General features: G+C 43.1%; 18 protein-coding genes. 16 read left to right on the top strand and 2 right to left on the bottom strand.

Annotation, left to right across the window (positions count from 1 at the left end; all coding sequences use genetic code 11):
- Window positions 1-18: 18 nt before the first annotated feature.
- Entirely contained in the window at window positions 19-726 is a 708-nt protein-coding gene (locus AS29_RS07795) for a DUF421 domain-containing protein (protein ID WP_035404712.1), read from the bottom strand.
- Window positions 727-910: 184 nt separating this feature from the next.
- Here AS29_RS07795 and AS29_RS07790 point away from each other — a divergent pair, with 184 nt between their 5' ends.
- From AS29_RS07790 to AS29_RS07725, 13 genes are all read left to right on the top strand, one after another.
- The gene (locus AS29_RS07790; RefSeq protein ID WP_035404711.1) at window positions 911-1,459 is read left to right on the top strand and encodes an STM3941 family protein; all 549 of its coding nucleotides are present in this window, start codon (window positions 911-913) and stop codon (window positions 1,457-1,459) included.
- A gap of 200 nt (window positions 1,460-1,659) precedes the next feature.
- Window positions 1,660-1,983 carry a DUF3870 domain-containing protein gene (locus AS29_RS07785; protein WP_035404709.1) on the top strand — a complete coding sequence of 108 codons (324 nt, stop codon included), beginning with the start codon at window positions 1,660-1,662 and terminating at the stop codon, window positions 1,981-1,983.
- A gap of 114 nt (window positions 1,984-2,097) precedes the next feature.
- Window positions 2,098-3,264, top strand: a complete 1,167-nt coding sequence (locus tag AS29_RS07780) for a DUF819 family protein (protein WP_035404706.1) — start codon at window positions 2,098-2,100, stop codon at window positions 3,262-3,264.
- Between the two features lie 19 nt (window positions 3,265-3,283).
- Entirely contained in the window at window positions 3,284-4,357 is a 1,074-nt protein-coding gene (locus AS29_RS07775; RefSeq protein WP_035404702.1) for a dipeptide epimerase, read from the top strand.
- A gap of 19 nt (window positions 4,358-4,376) precedes the next feature.
- Window positions 4,377-5,360, top strand: coding sequence for a C40 family peptidase (locus AS29_RS07770; RefSeq protein ID WP_035404699.1), 984 nt, complete (start codon window positions 4,377-4,379; stop codon window positions 5,358-5,360).
- A gap of 152 nt (window positions 5,361-5,512) precedes the next feature.
- Window positions 5,513-7,231 (top strand): choice-of-anchor I family protein, encoded by a 1,719-nt coding sequence (locus AS29_RS07765; protein WP_051860509.1) that lies wholly within the window; start codon window positions 5,513-5,515, stop codon window positions 7,229-7,231.
- A 399-nt stretch (window positions 7,232-7,630) separates the two neighbouring features.
- Window positions 7,631-8,989 carry an MATE family efflux transporter gene (locus AS29_RS07755; RefSeq protein WP_082883785.1) on the top strand — a complete coding sequence of 453 codons (1,359 nt, stop codon included), beginning with the start codon at window positions 7,631-7,633 and terminating at the stop codon, window positions 8,987-8,989.
- 394 nt (window positions 8,990-9,383) lie between these two features.
- Window positions 9,384-10,376: a LacI family DNA-binding transcriptional regulator gene (locus AS29_RS07750; RefSeq protein ID WP_035404689.1), complete on the top strand. Its 993-nt coding sequence runs from the start codon at window positions 9,384-9,386 to the stop codon at window positions 10,374-10,376.
- Window positions 10,377-10,427: 51 nt separating this feature from the next.
- The gene (locus AS29_RS07745; RefSeq protein WP_035404686.1) at window positions 10,428-11,729 is read left to right on the top strand and encodes an ABC transporter substrate-binding protein; all 1,302 of its coding nucleotides are present in this window, start codon (window positions 10,428-10,430) and stop codon (window positions 11,727-11,729) included.
- Between the two features lie 138 nt (window positions 11,730-11,867).
- Complete coding sequence (locus AS29_RS07740) at window positions 11,868-13,196, top strand: carbohydrate ABC transporter permease (protein WP_082883776.1); 1,329 nt, start codon at window positions 11,868-11,870, stop codon at window positions 13,194-13,196.
- Between the two features lie 13 nt (window positions 13,197-13,209).
- A complete protein-coding gene (locus tag AS29_RS07735; protein ID WP_035404682.1) occupies window positions 13,210-14,037 on the top strand; it encodes a carbohydrate ABC transporter permease in 828 nt (275 codons plus the stop codon).
- A 259-nt stretch (window positions 14,038-14,296) separates the two neighbouring features.
- Window positions 14,297-14,920 (top strand): DUF47 domain-containing protein, encoded by a 624-nt coding sequence (locus AS29_RS07730; RefSeq protein WP_035404679.1) that lies wholly within the window; start codon window positions 14,297-14,299, stop codon window positions 14,918-14,920.
- 15 nt (window positions 14,921-14,935) lie between these two features.
- Window positions 14,936-15,940 (top strand): inorganic phosphate transporter, encoded by a 1,005-nt coding sequence (locus AS29_RS07725; protein WP_035404677.1) that lies wholly within the window; start codon window positions 14,936-14,938, stop codon window positions 15,938-15,940.
- A 60-nt stretch (window positions 15,941-16,000) separates the two neighbouring features.
- Here the strand turns inward: AS29_RS07725 and AS29_RS07720 are convergent, their stop codons facing one another.
- Window positions 16,001-18,703 (bottom strand): M14 family metallopeptidase, encoded by a 2,703-nt coding sequence (locus AS29_RS07720; protein WP_035404674.1) that lies wholly within the window; start codon window positions 18,701-18,703, stop codon window positions 16,001-16,003.
- A 310-nt stretch (window positions 18,704-19,013) separates the two neighbouring features.
- On the opposite strand from AS29_RS07720, the gene AS29_RS21325 reads away from it, so the two are divergent.
- The 3 genes from AS29_RS21325 to AS29_RS07710 all read left to right on the top strand — a co-directional run bounded on the left by AS29_RS21325 (window position 19,014) and on the right by AS29_RS07710 (window position 20,621).
- A complete protein-coding gene (locus AS29_RS21325; protein ID WP_156505891.1) occupies window positions 19,014-19,166 on the top strand; it encodes a hypothetical protein in 153 nt (50 codons plus the stop codon).
- 65 nt (window positions 19,167-19,231) lie between these two features.
- The gene (locus AS29_RS07715) at window positions 19,232-19,984 is read left to right on the top strand and encodes a VOC family protein (RefSeq protein ID WP_051860508.1); all 753 of its coding nucleotides are present in this window, start codon (window positions 19,232-19,234) and stop codon (window positions 19,982-19,984) included.
- Between the two features lie 70 nt (window positions 19,985-20,054).
- The gene (locus AS29_RS07710) at window positions 20,055-20,621 is read left to right on the top strand and encodes a biotin transporter BioY (RefSeq protein WP_035404673.1); all 567 of its coding nucleotides are present in this window, start codon (window positions 20,055-20,057) and stop codon (window positions 20,619-20,621) included.
- The last annotated feature ends 1 nt before the right edge of the window (window position 20,622 follow it).

Below are 20,622 nucleotides of genomic sequence, written 5' to 3'. Positions count from 1 at the left end.
GTTTTTTTATGTAACTTTTTAATTATCCTCACCGGGCTGATAATAAAACGGATCATGTTTATGTTCCTTGGAGGTCTTCGTATCAATATTAAGATTTCCATCGCTTTGATAGGTAGCTAAGAGGACGTTTTCGATAGCGCCTCCTTTGTGGCTTATTTTTTTATCGAGCCACTCCCGGTTATGCTGGAGGTATTTTAAATTATGATCAAGCACTTGCCCGTCCATGATAAGAGGAATCGGGATAAATTCATGACTTACATTTAGTTTTAAATCTTTCGGATTGACGGGACGGTAGTCGGCTTTTGGAATGACACTGATTTCTCCCGAATCCTCCATTAGGGCAATCGCAATGTTTTTCGTTTCGGTAAACCCTTTAATTCGAAGCTGGGCCAGCAGTTCATCAATTGGCATCCGTACCTTTTTCAGTCCTTTTCTGTCAATCTCCCCATTGCGGATCAAAACCGTTGGACTCTCATATAAAATCCACCGCAGCTTGTTATGCAGAGACAGCCTCATGAAGATTTTATAAAAAATGGCTAGAAGGATTGTGTAGAGAACTGCCATCCACACATGGTCTTTTTGTAAAGGCTGGCTAATAATGTTTCCCAAAATGAGAATATAGAGCAAATCAAAGCTGTGCATTTGGGCTACCGCTTTTTTTCCTGTCACTCTTAGTACAAAGTACCCTGCCAGAAATATAATAATGGATCGGTATAATACATCCAATTGTTATTGCCCCAATCTCTTTCGACTTTTAGATAGTATTAGTAATGCTTTCTAATGGAGAATTCATACTTGTTAGCAAAAAAAAGGGAAATATCCGCTAGTTTGAGATTATAAAACAAAAAAACAGGGAAAAGAAGGATTGGAATAATTTTACGAATATGAAGATTGGCGGGAGATTTACTTGATGAACAGAGTAGAGATTCATGAAAACAAAACAAAACTTTGGCTGTTATTTATCTTAATGGCAGTGATTGAGGCAGGCTTTTTAATCCCTATTGGTATGTATTTCCTGGGTCCGGAAGGCTCAATTGATTTAACGATGCTGCTGCTTTCTGCAGCAGTTGTCTTAATAGCTGGATGGGCAATTAGTAAATGCCTGGCAAGAATCCAAAGCAAGTCTCCTTATTTAATTTTTGAAAGGGAATTTATCACAATATTTCCTTTACCCCAGCAGCCAATGAAGATTTTGATACGGGATATTGATGGTGTTATCCCGTACGTTCTGCAAAACCAGAAGTATATAGGGATCGTGCTTAGAAACGAGGAAGAACGGCTCGAAAATGTTTCGCCTCGTGTGAAGAGGATGGCTCACATCAGTAAAAGTGCCGGTTTTCCTGCTTTTAATATTCACTTAAATTATATTGCCAGGGAGGATCTCCCGACTGTTATGGAACGTTTCGAAGCAATCGGTCTGCCGCTTGGAGTTGAAATGGAAGAAAGAAGATCGCAATAATGAGCGGTCTTTTTTCTTTGTCCTGCTTTAAAGCAGGCAAACTGGTCATTTTTTCTCAATGATTTCGACTATTCATACAATTAAACAAATGCTATAATAAAAACAGAAAGAAACCGCATACATAAATCAGAATTCCTATTAATCAAGAGGATCCTCTGATTTACCTGCATGCAGATTTCTTTTGGAAGGGAATGTTCCGGTTGTTCCATGAAGAGACGGTTTTTATAATAGGAGACGCTCAGGTCTCTCAAAACAATCCTATTTCTAAAGTATTCAGCCAGTTTTTTCTTGGGGTGGTTGTTGATACATCAAATAGCCGAATTGTCGACGCAGAATGCTCGGCAACGATTGATTTGACTGTGAGGTTTGTCCGGTCTATATTTGTTGGCCGGTTAATAGAAGATGAAGAAATCATAACGAGTATCCAAAAAAGATACTTTGGCTCTTCCCAAAAGGCGCTCATCGTCGCTTTTCGGGATGCTCAAAGGAAATATAAACAGCAATTTGCTGCTTTGTCTACCTAATCATAGACAAAATCCAGCCTGATGATCATTCATTGGGCTGGATTTTTTTATTTACTTGCCGCCGCCGTTTTTTAGATTAAAAGACGCCGCTGCACGAATTCAAGGAGGTTCCCAATGATTCAGGATGGATTTATGTATGTCAGTGTGTTAACAGCCTTTGCTGCACTTATGGTTGGATTGGAAAGGAAATTCAAGCACCTTAAGTTTTTTAAGTTCATACCAGGTATTGTTTTAATTTACATTGGTGCCGCATTGATGCAGACATTTGGACTGTTTGCCGCCAACGAATCTACAGGTGCAGCGTATGACAATTTGCGCGGTGCGCTGCTGCCCGCCATGCTTTTTCTCATGCTGTTAAAATGTGATATTCGAAGTGTGATTCAGCTCGGCCCGCGGATGCTGGGTGGATTCTTTGCCGCTGTTCTCAGTATTGCTCTAGGCTTTGTGTTTGTTTATTTTCTTTTGCAGTCATTTTATGTGGAGGATACATGGAAGGCCTTTGGAGCTCTGGCTGGAAGCTGGACAGGCGGTTCCGCGAATATGGTTGCTCTTCAAGGGATCTTGGAAGTTCCTGAGAATATTTTTGGCTATGCTTTGATGATGGACACGATTAATTATGCCGTCTGGGTCATGCTTATGTTCTGGCTCGTTCCTTTTGCAGATCGATTCAATAGATGGACGAAAGCAGATACTGGTTTCTTTCAAAGGGGGATGGACGAGTCCGCGGCCGCTTCAGAGGCAGGAGAGCAGTCTATTAAGTTCGAGCATCTGCTTTATCTTTTAGGGATTGGCCTCCTTGTTTCATCCTTATCAACTCTCGCAGGAAACAATCTTCCAGCAGTAGGGGATGTCATTAATGCGACGAGCTGGACCATCATGATTGCTTCAGTGGCAGGCTTGGTATTTGCCCTCACACCTTTGTCAAAGATTCCCGGAGCGCTTGATATATCCAATGTCATGCTGTATATCATTATCGCTATGATTGCTGCTCACTCAGATTTTTCGAATATCGCTCAGGCACCGATCTATCTGCTATCCGGCTTTGCGATTATGGCCATCCACCTGGTTGTCATGATTTTGCTAGGGAAACTATTCCGTTATGACTTGTTCACCCTTGGTGTAGCGAGTCTTGCAAATATAGGAGGAATGGCTTCTGCCCCGATGCTTGCTGCTGCTTACAGCCGTGCGCTGATTCCGGTCGGTGTCATTATGGCATTGATGGGATCATTTCTAGGAACGTATTTTGGAATGCTCATCGCTAAAATCTTATCGGTTCTATAACGAAGAAAGGAATGTTTCGATGTATGTTCAAAGTATAAAAGCCGTCAAAAGGAAAATACCGCTTCTTGCCCCATTTAAAACCGCGCTGCGTTCGGTTACAGAAATTGAAAGCATCGACGTATCCATTATTTTAGACAACGGGATCATTGGACGTGGATCAGCATCCCCGACAATGGTGATTACAGGAGAATCAGCTGAGAGCATAATGGCAGCGGTATGCGGTCCTATAAAAGATGCATTGACAGGGATAAATATCATGGATTTTCAAGACGCTCTTGGCAGAATACAAGCCGCCTGCATCGGAAATTCCAGTGCAAAAGCAGCAGCCGATATCGCCATTTTTGATGCCCGCAGCAAGCAGCTGAACGTTCCGCTTTGGGGACTGCTCGGCGGAAGAAAATCCATTACTACCTGTATGACCATCAGTGTCGATCATCCTGAGAAAATGGCAAAGGATTCATCTCATGCGGCAGGCAGAGGGTTTAATGTCCTGAAAGTGAAGGTTGGAAGTGATCCGGAATTGGATTTTGAAAGGATTGAGGCAATTCGATCTGTCATTCCAAAAGAAACGCGTCTCCGTTTGGATGCGAATCAAGGATGGAAACCAAAGCAGGCTGTGAGCTTGATCAGGAGAATGGAAACGATGGGGTGGGGAATTGAATTCATTGAGCAGCCGGTTAAAGCAAGTGACTGGGAGGGCCTTAAATATGTGACCGAACGTGTTGAGCTCCCTATTATGGCGGACGAAAGTCTTTTTTCTGCAAGGGATGCGTTAAAACTCACTGCCGGAAAATATGTCGATCTGCTGAATATTAAACTGATGAAATGCGGCGGAATTAATGAAGCATGGAAGATTGCGAGTCTCGCAGAAGTTAATGGTATCCCCTGTATGATTGGAAGCATGATGGAATCCTCGTTATCTGTCAGTGCTGCAGCACATTTTGCTGCTGCTCATCCGAATGTTCATTATTTTGACTTGGATGCCCCGCTCTGGCTAAATGAGCAGCCTGAAGGAATGCGATATGAAGGAAGCAAAGTGGAGCTGTTTCATTCTCCTGGACTGGGAGTTCATACAGCCTCGCTTTCACAATAAAAAAGGAGTGATGAGAACAATGAAACGTCTCGGGTTGATGATTCTTGGTGTAATTCTTACTATTTGTACCTTACACTTTCCGGCAAGTGCTGCAGAGCAGCAAACTGCGTATGTGAACGTATCTGCAGCCACACTTTGGACAGAACCAAATATTTTAAGAGAAATTGATAAGCCTTCTGCTGCTCTTCCAGTTGACTTGTGGAAATGGACCCGCTCCATGACACTTTCGGAAAAGCTTCAGCTATCGGATGACGGGATGCTTGAAACTCAAGCCTTATATGGAAATAAAGTCACGATTTTAGAGAGAAAAGAAGATTGGGTAAAGGTTGCCGTTAAAGGACAGTCCACACCAAGAAACGAACTCGGCTATCCTGGCTGGATGCCGGCTAAACAGCTGGTCTACAGCCGTGCGTTTGCGTTTCATGAGGATAAGCCTTTCGTTCTTGTAACAAAGCCGACTGCTTTTCTGAAAGGAAAACAAAAGCTTGAAATCAGCTATAATACAAGGCTCCCTTTTTTGAAAGAGACAAAGAATGCCTACCGTGTGATGACTCCTGATGGGAAAAAAGCATGGATCAGCAAATTAGATGCAAAGGCTTATTCATCAGAGAAGGCTATTCCTAAGGCAACGGGTGCGGACCTTGTTAATGCGGGGAAAATGTTTCTGGGACTCCCTTATCTATGGGCTGGTATGAGCGGGTTTGGCTTTGATTGTTCTGGATTTACATTTACATTGCATCAATCGCATGGAATATCGATTCCCCGTGATTCTTCCGTGCAGGCACGGTCAGGAACCCCGGTGAAAGCAGAGGATTTGCAGCCGGGAGATTTACTGTTTTACGCTTATGATCAAGGAAAAGGCAAGGTGCATCACGTATCCATGTATGCAGGTAACGGGATGATGATTCATTCCCCTAATTCTGAGAGAACGGTAGAAATGATTCCTATAAGCACAAAAGGGTATGCAGAGGAATTTGCCGGTGCCCGGAGATATGTAAATTGATCAATTGGGATGCCTTTCCACGGCATCCTTTTTTTATGAATGTCATCTTTCATTTACATAACTTTAACTTGTCTGTATAGGAACATCCATACTTCTTCCTTACACTATTTTACATAGAACATCAGTAGGCTAATTTAAAGGAGGAATTTTAGTTGAAATTCACGAAACCGTTAGCAGCAGCTGTAATGACTGGAGCATTGCTGATTCCATCCTTTTCTGCAGGGGCAGAAAGTTCGCATAAATTTGAGCAAAAGATCAATCTTTCGAAGATTGCCGGCTACAGCACAGGAGCAACAAGTGAAGAGGGCGGAGTTGCAGAAATCATTAAATATAATCCCGGTAATAAAAAGTTTTACTTAATAAATGGAAAAACGCAAACGATCGACATCGTCAGCCTTAAAGGACTGAAAGCAAATGGGGAGCAGCAGCTTTCTAAAGAAACATCCATTGATGTGGGGAAGGCAGTGAACTCTGAGTCATTTGCATATGGAGATATTACGAGTATTGACGTCAATACAGAGAAAAAAGTCGTTGTGGCGGCTGTTCAGGAAAAGGATTATACCAAAGCGGGCAAAATCGTTGTCATGGATTACAGCGGCAAGATCTTGAAAACCTTTGATGCAGGCGTACAGCCTGACATGGTTAAAATGAGCAAGGACGGCTCATCCATTTTGACTGCGGATGAAGGCGAACCAAGAGCAGGCCTTGAAAAAGGAACCGACCCGGAAGGCTCTGTAACAGTTGTGGATTATAAAACCGGAAAAACGAAGCACATGAAATTCGATAATCAAAAAGTCATTGATAAAGACGTCCACATCCGTAACAAAGAGGGCGGAGCGGCTGCGGATCTGGAGCCTGAATACATGGCCCTTTCCGATGACGGCAGCAAAGCATACGTTACCCTTCAAGAAAACAACGCCATTGCAACGGTTGATGTGAAGAAAGGGAAAATCCTTTCTGTAAAATTCCTTGGGTACAAGGATCATTCCGTAAAAGGCAATGAGCTGGATGCAGCGAAAGACGGTAAAATCAATATGAAAAACCTTCCTGTACTGGGGTCTTATATGCCTGATTCCATTTCCCAGGTGAAGATTGACGGGACAAGCTATTTGATCACTGGAAATGAAGGCGATGCTACAGAATGGGAAGAATTCGAGAATGTGAAAGACTTTAAAGACGTGAAGGATGATATCTCCCTGGACAGCAAGCTGTTTAAGGGTATGTCCAAAAAGGAAGCGAAAGAAAAGCTTGAGGAAATGAAGAAAAATCCGGCTTATGACAAGCTTGAAGTGCTGACAGACAGAGGAAACGATGCGATTTATACATTAGGCGGCCGTTCATTCTCCATCTGGAAAGCTGACACAATGGAGCTTGTGTATGACAGCGGAAGCGATTTTGAGAAAGTTACGGCTGAACGATTCCCTGCCAATTTTAACGGATCTAACGATGATATTGAATTGGACAAGCGCAGCGTCAAGAAAGGTCCTGAGCCGGAGGATGTTAAAATTGGCAAAGCCGACGGCAAGGTTTATGCATTCGTTGGACTTGAGCGAATCGGCGGAATTATGACGTACGATATTTCAAAACCGAAGAAAGCAACGTTTGCGAACTACCTGAACACCCGCAGCTTTGAAGATGATATTGCCGGAGATGTATCACCGGAAGGACTTGATTTCATTCCTGCCGAAGCAAGCCCAACGAAGCGCCCGCTTGTTCTTGCAGGCCATGAAGTGAGTGGGACTGTAGCAGTAAACCAGTTGAATGGTGTGAAGGAAAAGCATAAGAAGAACAAGGAAGAAGCAGATACAAAGGAATCCTCTATGTTTGCTGGAATTGAAAAGCTGATGAAGGATGTATTTGCAGGAAAATAAGAAGCTGGAGCGGGATCCATTGCATGCGGATTCCGCTTTTTGTTTGGTGTAAGTCGGTTTATTCGTCGATCGATTAAAAATCGTCGATATATTTTAATTTTCGTCGATATCTGGATAAAATCGCCTATATATTCTAATCTCGTCGATATCCCGATAATATGGTTCGCCGATCTCTGACCCTATGTACCCAATGAAAACTGCAAACAATCGTATTCCCCGCTAATTTTCCCGCCGTTTTCCTGCCTGCCAAGAATCTCAATCATAAAATTGTTATTTGTATTAAAATTGTAAATTCGTAAAAAAGAAGTGCCGGTTAAAGGGGAACTGTGATACGATACTATTTGTTCAAATTTTCCATTGAAAAGAAGGTGCAGCATGGCTCAAACACAACCTGAATTAATGTCCGAAAGGAAGCCGGCAAAGGAGCTAAGTCTATTTCTCCTCACATGGCCGATCTTCCTGGAAGTCTTTTTATTTATGCTAATGGGGATTGCGGATACCTTTATGCTGAGTGCCATTTCAGACGATGCGGTATCAGGGGTCGGAGCAGCCAATCAGTTCCTGCATATTGCCATACTCGTTCTTGAGGTCATCGGTAACGGGGCTTCCATTGTGGTTGCACAATATATCGGATCAAAACGCATGCAGGAGGCAGCTAAAATATCTGCTCTCGCTGTCGTGCTGAACTTGGCCGCTGGTCTTGTTATCAGTGCATGCTTCTTGCTTTTCAGCAGTCAGATGCTGCAATCGCTTAACTTGACGGGCGAAGTTCTAGCCAATGCACAAGGCTATTTGAATATAGTCGGCGGTGCAATTTTTCTTCAAGCCATTATTAATTCACTTGCCGCAATTATCCGTGTTCATGGGTTTACAAAAGAAGCGATGTTTGTTTCGCTCGGCATGAACATCATTCATATTGCAGGTAATTATCTGCTCATTTTCGGTAACTTCGGATTTCTGGAGCTTGGCGTTCAGGGAGCGGCTATTTCCTCCATTGTCAGCCGATTTGCTGCGTTAATCGTCTTTTTCTGGCTCCTGTATCGAATTATGGAGGTTCGGATCAAGCTTCAAGATTATTTGAACTTTTCAAAGGAGTATGCCGGAAAAATTTTAAAGATCGGTATTCCATCTGCTTTTGAACAGGTCATGTATCAGGCATGCCAAATTGTCTTTCTTTTTTACGCTACTTTTCTCGGCTCAGCTTCGCTTGCTGCAAGGCAGTACGCTTCCAATCTTTCCATGTTCATTTTCCTCTTCGCCATTGCCATCGGGATGGGAACTGCGATCATGGTCGGGCGCTATGTAGGCGGCGGCCACAATCAATCAGCCTATGGCCAGGTGTGGAGAAGTGTAAAATGGGCAAGTGCCGTCACTCTTTTTATGGTGGGAGTTATCATTTTGCTCCGTTACCCGCTTATGGAAATGTTTACGGATAACCGTGAAGTCATTGAGCTCGGAGCAAACGTATTGCTGCTAAGCGCTGTGCTTGAGACGGGAAGAACAATGAATATCGTTTTGATTAATTCACTGAGGGCAGCGGGAGATGCTCAATTCCCTGTTTGGATGGGGATGATCTCAATGGTCGGCATGAGTGTCCCGCTTGGATATCTTTTCGTGTTTCAGCTGGACATGGGGCTTGCGGGAATCTGGCTTGCCATTGCAGCGGATGAATGGACCCGGGCCATTATTATGTTTTTCCGCTGGCGGAGCCGGAAATGGGAAAAATTCGCGCTCGTTAAGCAGACGGGTGCAGCATGACTGGCAATGAGACTATTCATTAAATCAGTTTTCAAAACAGCCATCTCTTTCTGATAGTGGATTGTTTGGACTGATTTTCGCTGCAATTCGACAATACGATGATCGTTATTGAACCCCCGGAATGCTTTAATAAAGCGTCCCGGGGGTTCAAGTTTTTATTGTAAATCCCCATAGACGGGACTGTATTAGAAAGCCTTTACATATGTGAGATAAATGAAGGAATCAAGCTGAACTGGCTTCTCCTCGAAAGCTGGTTTTTGATAAATTATAATTTTGAAAAAAATCAAAGAAATTACTGTTGTAATTTTTCCCTTTATCATATAAAATCATTTTGAAAACGATTTCAAAAATCGATTTCATAAACAAGGGGGGAATGGATAAGGGGGAAGCTTGCTTGGCGACCATTACAGATGTTGCAAATCTTGCAGGTTTATCACGGTCGACTGTTTCAAGGGTGATGAACAACTATCCTTACGTTTCTGAGGAAAAGAAGAGATTAGTAGAAGAAGCAATGAAAAAGCTCAATTACTATCCGAATTCATCCGCTCAAACGCTGAGAAGCCAGAAAACAGATACCATTGCTGTATTTATTCCAATGCTGACAAACCCGTTCTTTTCATACTTACTTGAGGGAATTGATGCAGTTGCTACTGAGAATGGTTTCAGGCTGCTCGTATGCCAGACCAGATATGACAGAAAAACAGAAAGACAGTTTTTTAATTTAGTAAAGTCTAAGCAAGTAGACGGCATTATTCTTACTTCCATCGAGAACGACTGGAGTACTGTTCGGGATTATATGTCATACGGACCTGTTGTCATGTGCAACGAGTATGATCATGAATCAAACACGCCTAATGTCCGCCTTGATCAGGTGTATGGGGGATACATAGGAACAAGGCACCTGATTGATAAAGGACATAAAAAGATTGCCTTTTGCCAAGGAAGCTTTCGAAGCTTTATCTCAAAAGCGAGAGAGGCAGGCTACAGGCTAGCGATGAAGGAAGCCGGACTTCAGATAAGAGATGAATATGCCTTTCGCATTGCAGCCGATTATCACGATGGGAAAGAAGTTTTGAAAAAGATTGCAGCTATGGTTGAACGTCCGACCGCTATTTTTACAGGCAGCGATCAGGTTGCAGCGGGGATTGTCTATGAAGCCAGGCATTTGGGCATAAACGTACCGGAAGATTTAGCGGTTATTGGGTTTGATGATCAGCCCATTGCTGAAATGACTCTTCCGCAGCTGACCACCATTCGTCAGCCGGCTCACGAAATTGGCGAACGGGCTATGAAGCTGATGCTTAATCTTGTACTTCCTGAGGAGGATGCCCCCCCTATGCCGGAAGAGCCTTTGAAACTGGAAATAATAGAAAGATCATCTACTTAAATCCTTAATTTTGTAAGGGCTTACAAATATAAAAACAAAGGGGAATTTATAATGAAAATGAAAAAGACGCGTTTTGCAGCTGTCACAGCTCTATCACTTTCTTTAGCACTTGCAGGATGTTCTTCTGATCAGTCATCAAGCACAGATTCTAAAGAAAAAGAAGGAAGCAAGGATGAAAAAGTAACTCTGACTTATGCACGCGGTAAAGACGTAACGAAGGGTACATCTGAAATGGTCAAGGCATTCGAAGAAAAGTACCCGAACATCGATGTCGAGTTCCGTGAAATGCCTGCAGATACAGGCGCTCAGCATGATGCTTATGTAACCGCGTTCAATGCGAATTCTACTGAAATTGACGTATTCGATATGGATGTAGTATGGCCGGCTGAATTTGCTCAGGCTGACTACGTACTTCCACTTGACCGTTACATTCAGCAGGATAAAGTCGATTTGAGCGAGTACAACGAAGGAGCACTAGCAGCTTCCCAATTTAACGGAAAACAATGGGCTCTTCCTAAATTCGTCGATGCGGGTCTGTTATTCTATCGTACCGATTTAGTTAAAGAGGATGAAGTGCCAAAAACATGGGATGACTTAATCAAACAGGCAAATGCGAAAAAAGGACAGGGCGGAACAAAATTCGGATATGTCATGCAGGCGAAGCAATATGAAGGACTTGTTTGTAACGCGATTGAATTCGTAGCAGCTTACGGGGGACAATTCATTAACGAGAAGAATGAAGTTGTCGTAAACAGCCCTGAGACAATCAAAGGTCTTAACAAAATGGTGGAAGTGGCGAAATCAGGCTTTGTCCCTGAGAACGTAACAACATTCACTGAAATTGAATCAGACCAGGCGTTCATTGAAGGTCAAACCGCTTTCCTGCGCAACTGGCCATATGAGTTTGCAAGTGCAAACGATAAAGAAAAATCAAAAGTTGCAGGAAAAGTTGCGATTGCTCCGCTTCCTGCCGGTGATAAAGGTTCTGCGGCTACACTTGGAGGCTGGCAGGCTGGAATCAACAAAAACACTGAGCATCCGAAAGAAGCATGGGAATTCCTTAAGTTTATGGCAGGCGAAGAAGGACAAAAAATTGATGCGATCCACGGAGGCCATGCACCTACTATCAACAAATTATTTGAAGACAAAGAAGTTCTTGAAGCGAATCCAACCTTCGCAGATAAAAACTTCCAGGAAGGTCTAATGGCAGCTGTACCGCGTCCGGTTGCTGCAAACTATCAGGAAATCTCTGAAATCATTCAAATTAACGTTTCCAAAGCAATTTCCGGATCCATGACAGTGGAAGAAGCTGTTCAGGAAATGGAAAAAGAAATGAAAGCTCAAATCAAATAAGTGTATTGCTAGTTTGAGAGCGCGCTGGCCCTTTCAAAGGGCCAGTCGCTTTATGTTTTATTTGGGAGTATCTTCGTCAAGCTCCATCGCTTTGTTTTGGCTCAGCAGCCGCCTGATTTAAATTAAGGGAGTGAGAAAATGGAAACGAAAACGTCGACTTCTGCCCATGTACCGAAAGATACGAAGCGCAAAAAGAAAAAGAATCCCGAACGGCTCATGGCCTACTCACTAATAGCACCATCTCTGATTCTCATTCTGGCCATTGCTATCTGGCCTGTATTGCAATCATTCTATTTCAGTATGTTTGATCTTAAACTCAGTGATCCCTCTAAATCGGAAACCCATCTAGGCTATGAAATCGATCTCTCCAGATATTTGGACAACTATCCATTCCTCATAAGCGGGATAGATAGCGAAATAAAAGAAAATCCTCAACCAGAGCTAACGGCTATTAAAGAAGATTTGGAGTCTTTGGATAAACAGCTCCAGGATAATCCGAAAGTAAAAGAAAACTATGACCTCGTAAACGACAAACTGCTCAACTTCGAAAAGGTAGATGAAGGAACAGCCGTTGTGGAGATAGATAAAAAACTTGCTCTGGAAATCAGCAGCAAGGCGCAAGAAGCAGAAGCAACACTAAAGGATCTGGAGCTTAAGGATGAAAAGAAAATTACTGGGCTTGCAGACGGACTGAAAGATGTCATACGCCAGCCGAACTTCATTGGATTCAAACATTACTCTGATCAGCTGACTGACGCGAGAATGTGGAAAGCACTAAGCAATACATTAGTATTCACGGTTTTGTCAGTAGGGTTTGAACTCGTCATTGGACTGGCCATTGCCCTTTTAATCAACAAAGCATTCTTTGGAAGAGGACTCATCCGTGCAACCATCCTTATCCCGTGGGCGATCCCGACCGCAGTATCCGCCCTGATGTGGAAATTCCTTTATGATGGCCAGAATGGAGTCATCGCCAAGATGTTTGAAGAGGTAGGAATCGTTAATAAGATGGCCTACTTGCTAACGACGGATACGGGAGCTATGTTCTCGGTAATCTTTACGGATGTATGGAAAACGACCCCATACATGGCACTGCTATTGCTTGCCGGCCTGCAGACAATCCCGGGATCTTTATATGAAGCAGCATCCATCGACGGTGCGAGCAAATGGAAGCAGTTTACGAGAATCACTCTGCCGCTCCTAAAATCAAGCCTGCTTGTTGCTTTGTTATTCCGAACACTTGATGCTTTCCGTGTATTCGACTTAATCTTTGTATTAACTGGCGGGGGACCGGCAAACTCAACAGAAACCATTTCCTTGCTGGCGTATAAATACATGTTCAATCAGCAGAACTTTGGAACTGGTTCCGCCCTGTCCGTCATCGTATTTATATGTGTCGCCATCATCTCGATGATTTTCATTCGTTTCCTCGGAAGAGATTTATTAAACGACGGACCAGGAAAGTAGGAGGGAGAAGCAGATGAATAAAAAACCAGGTATCCTATTCTACGTATTTTTAGCAGTCTTTGTTTTTGTCGTCATGTTTCCGTTTTTATGGATCCTGCTTGCATCCATTAAACCGGCGACAGAACTCTTTGGAGAAAAAGCATTTACTCCCTTAACTGACAATCCCACCTTTAAAAACTATATTTCGGTCTTTGTGGATTATCCATTTTTAACATACTTAAAGAACAGTTTTATCGTATCGATCAGCACAACTTTATATACCGTGTTTGTCGCTTCTTTTGCAGCCTATGCGATTGCGCGGCTGCAGTTTAAAGGGAAAACCGTCATTCTCGGTTTAGTTTTATCCGTCACAATGTTTCCGCAGATTGCAACGATATCTCCGATCTACATTATTTTGAAAAATCTTGGTTTGACAAACTCCTACCTGGGATTAATCATTCCATATACAACAATCGCACTGCCATTATCGATCTGGCTGCTCGTCACGTTCTTCAGGAAGATTCCATTCGAACTTGAAGAAGCAGCAAGAATGGACGGTGCCACGATTATGCAAACGTTCTGGAGAGTCATCTTCCCGCTTGCAGCACCAGGATTGTTCACAACGGCCATCCTTGTGTTTATCGCTGCATGGAATGAGTTCCTGTTTGCCTTGACGATTAATACAGATGTAGCTTATAAAACGGTTCCTGTAGGTATCGCCTTGTTCCAAGGACAATTCACAATCCCCTGGGGAGAGATATCAGCTGCAACCGTTGTAGTAACGGTTCCGCTTGTCATTCTCGTTCTCTTTTTCCAGCGCAGAATCGTTTCCGGTTTAACATCCGGCTCTGTAAAAGAATAGAAAAGTATTGAACCCCGCTTCAGGATGAAAGCGGGGTTTTTTTGGCATTTTGTATTCCTGTATGTGAGAAAAAGGTTCTGAATAACTGGATAAAAGATAAAATTATAACCAACAAATGTTAAAGTGGTTAAATGTTTTATATTACAAGTTTGTAAATGTTGAGGTGCGACTGTTTCGGGTTTCGACAAATTTTTATATAATGCCTAAGGATGCAAAATAAATAGATAAAAAATAATTGGCTCCATGGAGGGATAGAGAAATGGTTTTCTCAAAGAAGAAGGACAAGTTTTCGGATATGCTGATTGAAATTGCGGATAACATAAAAGAGTCATCCGAATATTTCGTCACATATAAAATTTCCAACGCTCATGATTTAAAAGAATTCTTTGAAACGGTAAAAGAGTATGAAAATAAAGGGGATACCCTGGTTCATAACATTATCAAAGAATTAAATCAGGCATTCATTACGCCAATTGAGCGTGAAGACATTCTTCAGCTGGCGATGATTCTCGATGACGTGATTGATGGCTTTGAACAGGCAGCTGCACTGTTTGAGATGTACTCTGTCACTCAGCCTACTGACCATATGAGGAAATTCGTTGTCCAGCTGAATGAAGCGGTCATCGAAATTTCGAATGCAATTGATTTATTATCTGATCGCAAGCTCAATCTTGTCCGTGAACGCGCAATCCGTATTAAAGAAATAGAATCCAATTGTGATAATCTGCTGCGTACATCTGTGAAGAATTTGTTTGCAATGGAAAAAGAAAATCCGATTAAAATCATCCAGCACAAAGAAATCTTTGAAACGCTTGAAGAGATTGCAGACAGCTGTCAGGGCGTTGCAAACACACTTGAAACCATTATCATGAAAAACGCGTAAGGCGGATAACTGATTATGGAAATGACACTCATTATTACCATACTAATTGTCATCTGTGCCCTGGCTTTTGATTTTATTAACGGATTTCATGATACGGCAAACTCTATTGCAACTTCTGTCTCGACTAAAGCATTAAAACCGCGCCATGCCATAATCTTGGCTGCCGTGATGAACTTTGTCGGAGCCTTAACCTTCTCGGGTGTGGCAAAAACCATTACGAAAGATATCGTGGATCCGTTCACCCTGCAGAATGGCTCTGTTGTTATTTTGGCTGCCTTGCTTGCTGCCATTGCATGGAACCTGATTACGTGGTATTACGGAATTCCAAGCAGCTCATCGCACGCCCTGATCGGTTCAATTGCCGGGGCAGTAATCGCAGCTTCTGGTTTTAATGCCTTGAACTGGGCTGGATTTATTAAAATTATTCAGGGACTTATCCTATCTCCAATTCTTGCGTTCGTGATCGGATATATTATATATAGTATTTTTAAAATTATTTTCAGAAAAAATCATCAGCTTTCAAAAACAAACAACCGCTTCCGCAGAATTCAAATTGCAACAGCAGCCCTGCAAGCCTATTCTCATGGAACAAATGACGCCCAAAAGGCGATGGGAATTATCACACTTGCCCTGATTGCTAATGGCTTTCATACAGATCCATCAGAAATTCCATTCTGGGTTCAATTGTCCTGTGCATTAGTAATGGGACTGGGAACATCTGTTGGCGGATGGAAGATTATTAAAACAGTCGGCGGTAAGATTATGAAAATCCGTCCTGTTAATGGAGTAGCAGCTGACGTAACATCTGCAGCGATTATTTTTGGTGCTACATTGATCCATTTGCCGGTAAGTACAACACACGTGATTTCCTCCTCCATTCTAGGAGTTGGATCTTCTCACAGGGTAAAGGGTGTAAAATGGGGGACGGCTAAAACGATGCTCATCACATGGGTAATCACGCTCCCAATTTCAGCCCTGCTTGCTGGAATTATGTACTTGCTCCTGAATTTAATCTTTTAATTGGAAAACCCCCTCTCGCAGGGGGTTTTTACGTTTGTTTTTATCGTGTTTATAATAGATTTATTTCATCGCCGCATAAATAGAATTTGCAAGCAATCGATAGCTGTACTGCGGGTGTGCTTTATTGGTGATGTCGTTTGCAAATAAAGTGATATTTCCTTTCGTGAAGGCAATGGTTTGCCCTTGCAGAGCCTCATGCTTCGGCCACCATCCGCTGATGAAAAAGTCTTTATGATTTGCAACTTTTGCAAGAATTGCTGCATCCTTTGGTACAGCTTTAATGTAGGAGCCTGTGGCAATATATAATTTTTCCTTTTTTGCATATCCGCTTGTTATCATTTGGCCGGCTGATACATCTGTCCACAAAAGGCCTTCATGGGATGCTCGGGAACCGGTTGTGGTGGAGTAATCAAATCCCGGCAGCAGGTTCTCTTTCTCAGCAAAGTTCAGGGAGCTGCTTCCGATACCGATATAGGGCTTGCCCGCCTGGATGAGCGCCTTGGCTGCAAGACCGGAATCATCCACGATAACATCGGCTTCGCTTTCACTTTGGGCAAATTCAAATCCCAGTTCCTTTAGTACATATTTCGAAGCGGCCGATCCGCTGCTGAATACTTTAGGCTGCTTGAGAGCTTTCGTTTTTCCTTTTTTATTATAAGGTTTGAGATCCAAATAGTAGCTGTCTTTAACCAATCCCAATTCTTTGCGGGATATCACATAATCTCCTGCTGAATAGTCCTTGCCCGCAGCCGTCAGCTGCTGAACGGGTGCCTTCATTCTGAGAAGCTTGTTCACAGCTTTTACGGCTTCATTGCTGGAATTCTTAACGATGTAGCTGTCCGCTTTTTCCTTTATCTCCGTCTTGGGAGCCGTCACTTTTTTCACTGGCTGCAATCCTTTTGCAAAAGCATTTGCAGAGCGGACCTCCATTCGGGTGAACCCGCGGAGGTCATGGAAGCTGTTCACCACTTCCGCGTACATTTCTTCCCAATCGGATAGATCCTCGCCGTCATAAAGGACAGCATTGACGAATCCGCGTTTTGCCTGTTTCATATCGATGACGTAAGACCCTTTAGGATACGTTTGTTTTCCAGCCTTAACCGCCTTGGAGGATTGGCTGACTTTGATGCCATTGCGTATCAGATAGTCGGCCATTTTATGAGCTTCCAGGACGTTTTTTTGAAGCTTCTTATCTACAGGAATGACATAGTAATCCGGGAAGAAACTTTTGTTCCCTTTACGGTCACGTCCGATTTCTTCCCCTTCCGGATTGACGAACCATTTGTCTGTAGCCCGGTCGTCCCTGCCCATGACGCCGCGCTCGTAAATATCGAGCTGATTCCTAAATAGCTCCTGTTTGTTCTCCGATACATACTTGGCAGCACCTAAACCAGCATTCACAAGAGCTTTGTAGGATTCCGCATTAAGGTCAGGAATCTCAACCGTATGTCCCATTGCTCCATGGAACATGGAGTAGGTGGAGGTGTAAGAAGGGGTGGCATCATCGAATTTGTTCGGCCAATCCTTTAAAGGAATCAAGTAGCTATCATATTTTGTGTTGGCGATTCCCGCCTTTCCCATCTGTTCTGCCTGTTCGACCATTCCGTCCATGAGCAGATCGTACTCGTAATTCTGATTATGGGGAGGGGTACATGGTTCGATAACAAACTCATCATAAAATCCATGGAAATCAAGCAGGGATACCGGAAGCCATTTTGAGAGCCCTTTTGCAAGATTTTGAGTTTCGATTTGCGTTTGGTACGTATTGTCGCGGTTTAAATCAAATCCGTTCGCATTTTGACGGGTATTGTACACACGTCCATCCGGATTTTGTGTGAAGTTGAAGAGGAAAATGACATTGTCTAATGCTTTGTCAATATTGATATTTGTTTCCTTTTCACGGCCTTGGTTGTCGGCTGTTTTAAAGGATTTGGTCTTTTCTGTGGCAAAAATGCGGTACAGCTCTACAATGGCGTCCACTCCCGGTGACTCGTCTGGATGGATGTTGTTGATCCAGATGGGCACCTTATAATTCTTTAGCTGTCCATTTGCGATTTTTTTCTTCAATTCTGCCGGTTTTTCAAGTTTTTGCTGGGCGATTTGATGTAAATATTGATCAACGGAGGCTTTATCTTTTGCCAGCACCATAAAGTGCATCGGTCTTCCTTCAGATGAAGACCCAAGCGTTTGATAGGAAACATAGCGGCCGTTGACGGCTTCCTTGCTGATTTTATCGATGGCAGGCTTGATTTCGTCCCATTTTAAATATTCATCATAGACGTTCAATTTAAGAGGAACGTTTGCAGTTTGACCCTTTGCAGGATCTGTTACGGATAATTCATAGGTTCCGATTAAGGCAGGGTAAAGCGTACGAAGACTTCTTGGGGAGACATCCTCAGTTCCATAGAGGAGGCTGAACTTCAGTTTCGCTTTAATCTTCGTGGTTCCATCTATGTAGGCAGGCGGCTCTGAAAACGTAATGTAAGGTGAACCGGAGTATTTCTTTGCAGCAGGGTCCCATTGCTTCCACTGATCGAGCGGCTTTCCGCCAAAGGTCCATTGGAGCTTACTTAAATCTGCTGAATAGCCCAGATCGGCTGTTACTTCAATCTCTCTTTCCTCCGTCATGGAGATCAGCGACTGGCTTGCTTTCATCGTCACAGCCGATGCAGACTCACTTGTTGTTATAGCCTGTACGGGGGCGAAACCGAATGTGAAAAATACCATCATTGCCATTAAAATAGACAAGCTCTTTTTACCCATAGTTCCCCTTCCTTCCTATGTATCTATCAAAAAATTACAATACAAGAAAAGGTTATCACAGGATAAGCAGGAGAAAAAGAGAAAAACGAATGATTATTAGTTATTTTGCATATATTTATTGATTTAATGTTATTTTATAAAGATAAATTTATATAAACTTGTATTATTATTCAAAAAAGGTGTCGGAAAAGAAGTGAATCGCTCGTTTTTTGTTTCTTTCTGTCTGAAGTATTTTGGATGAAAAGTCAACTCCGACCTAACATAACCCCTTACTCCCTCACATACACTTGTACCTAAAAGGGGGAGAACGATGATTGAATTTCTTTTAGCTGCAGTGGGTCTTCTATTTGTTGGACTAACGGCAAGCTTGCTTAAGGATCGGTGGGGAATGGAGTACCGCGGGAAAAGCTCCTGGGGACTGCTCATTGAGGAGAAGCGCCAAACAGATGAATATAGAGACTAGTCCGGTTTCTTGTTATTTCTCCCAAATCCCTCTACTATTAAACTAAATAATGGGGAGGGAAGCAGATGAAGCTCGATCATATTGTTCATTATGTAAAGCAGCCGCCCGTGCAAGCGGGTGCTGAATTTCAAATGCTCGGTTTTCACACAGTTCAGGGAGGAAGCCATGAGAACTGGGGGACAGCAAACAGTTTGAGTTATTTTAATCTCGCATATCTTGAATTTCTCGCAATTGAGAATAAGGACAAGGCTGAAAAGTCGGACAATCCGCTTATTCAAATGTGCAGCCGCCTTGAAAATGAAGGCCTTTGTCAAATGGCGATTCGAACCAGCGAGATGGATGATTTAGCCGAAAAATTAAAGGGTGCAGGGCTTACGGTGACAGGTCCTTTTTCAGGAAGCCGGACTAGGGCTGACGGGACCGAAATCTCCTGGAGGATGCTTTTTGCCGAACACCCGGAATCCGAACTGCCTTTGCCATTTTTCATTGAATGGAGCGGCTCGGATGAAGAGCGAAAAGAGGATTTGATACGATCCGGGGCAATTGCGCCTCATCCAAATGGAATAAACACGATCCGGGAAGTCATCTATCTTTCCGAAAATCCTGTGAGGCTTGCGAACCAATGGTCTAAATGGCTTCAGCTTGAGAAAACAGAAACGCACGGAGAAGAAGTGAAAATACAGGTAGGAGAAGCAGATGTCAGCTTTAGAAAACCAGAACATCATCAAGAAAAAGGAATCTACGCGGTTTCTTTCTATCAAAAAAATAATAGGGAGCCCCGTGAAAAAACGTGGCATGGCGGAACCTATATCCTGTAAAAACTTTTACAGAAATCGATTCCTTATGTTAACTTTAAATAAATAACAGTTAACAAAGAGGGGGAGAATGATGGAAAAACAAAGGGTAAAACTGCGCATGCTGATCTTATCCGGAATGTTTGCTGCGATTACCGCTGTATTTGCACAAATTGAAATTCCACTGCCAATCGTTCCGATTAGCGGACAGACATTAGCCGTAGGAATGGCAGCTACTATTCTCGGAAGCCGGTACGGGGCGTTGGCTATGACTGTATATGCTGGTCTTGGAATGATTGGTCTGCCTGTCTTTGCGGAGGCGAAAGGCGGTCTTCACATATTGGCGGGACCAACTGGGGGATACATAATCGGCTTCATTGCGGCGGCGTTTTTAACAGGATATTTCCTTGAAAAAACAAAGTTTACGCTCAAGTTCGCGCTCGCCGCAAACACGATTGGGATGCTGGTTACACTGCTCTTCGGAACGGTGTGGCTAAAAATCGTCCTGGGTTTGCCTTGGGACAAGGCACTCGCTGTGGGTGTCTGGCCATTTGTAGCAGTTGGCCTTATAAAAGCGGTCCTGGCGAGCTGGATTGGAATAGCTGTAAGAAGACGGCTTATTCAAGCGAAACTGCTCAATCAAAAGATTCAAGCAGCCTAGT

The organism is Bacillus sp. SJS (assembly GCF_000732485.2).
In the GTDB taxonomy this organism is placed as follows: Bacteria; Bacillota; Bacilli; order Bacillales; family Bacillaceae; genus Metabacillus_B; species Metabacillus_B sediminis.
The sequence above is the reverse complement of the archived record's forward strand: the minus strand, read 5'-3'. Positions and strand labels throughout refer to the sequence as shown.

What these genes read in the sequence shown, in the direction of transcription:
- AS29_RS21325 (WP_156505891.1), top strand. Translation starts at nt 19,014, where the DNA reads ATGATTGAATTTCTTTTAGCTGCAGTGGGTCTTCTATTTGTTGGACTA.
- AS29_RS07740 (WP_082883776.1), top strand. Translation starts at nt 11,868, where the DNA reads ATGGAAACGAAAACGTCGACTTCTGCCCATGTACCGAAAGATACGAAG.
- AS29_RS07730 (WP_035404679.1), top strand. Translation starts at nt 14,297, where the DNA reads ATGGTTTTCTCAAAGAAGAAGGACAAGTTTTCGGATATGCTGATTGAA.
- AS29_RS07720 (WP_035404674.1), bottom strand. Translation starts at nt 18,703, where the DNA reads ATGGGTAAAAAGAGCTTGTCTATTTTAATGGCAATGATGGTATTTTTC.
- AS29_RS07735 (WP_035404682.1), top strand. Translation starts at nt 13,210, where the DNA reads ATGAATAAAAAACCAGGTATCCTATTCTACGTATTTTTAGCAGTCTTT.
- AS29_RS07770 (WP_035404699.1), top strand. Translation starts at nt 4,377, where the DNA reads ATGAAACGTCTCGGGTTGATGATTCTTGGTGTAATTCTTACTATTTGT.
- AS29_RS07715 (WP_051860508.1), top strand. Translation starts at nt 19,232, where the DNA reads ATGAAGCTCGATCATATTGTTCATTATGTAAAGCAGCCGCCCGTGCAA.
- AS29_RS07755 (WP_082883785.1), top strand. Translation starts at nt 7,631, where the DNA reads ATGTCCGAAAGGAAGCCGGCAAAGGAGCTAAGTCTATTTCTCCTCACA.
- AS29_RS07775 (WP_035404702.1), top strand. Translation starts at nt 3,284, where the DNA reads ATGTATGTTCAAAGTATAAAAGCCGTCAAAAGGAAAATACCGCTTCTT.
- AS29_RS07710 (WP_035404673.1), top strand. Translation starts at nt 20,055, where the DNA reads ATGGAAAAACAAAGGGTAAAACTGCGCATGCTGATCTTATCCGGAATG.
- AS29_RS07725 (WP_035404677.1), top strand. Translation starts at nt 14,936, where the DNA reads ATGGAAATGACACTCATTATTACCATACTAATTGTCATCTGTGCCCTG.
- AS29_RS07780 (WP_035404706.1), top strand. Translation starts at nt 2,098, where the DNA reads ATGATTCAGGATGGATTTATGTATGTCAGTGTGTTAACAGCCTTTGCT.
- AS29_RS07745 (WP_035404686.1), top strand. Translation starts at nt 10,428, where the DNA reads ATGAAAATGAAAAAGACGCGTTTTGCAGCTGTCACAGCTCTATCACTT.
- AS29_RS07790 (WP_035404711.1), top strand. Translation starts at nt 911, where the DNA reads ATGAACAGAGTAGAGATTCATGAAAACAAAACAAAACTTTGGCTGTTA.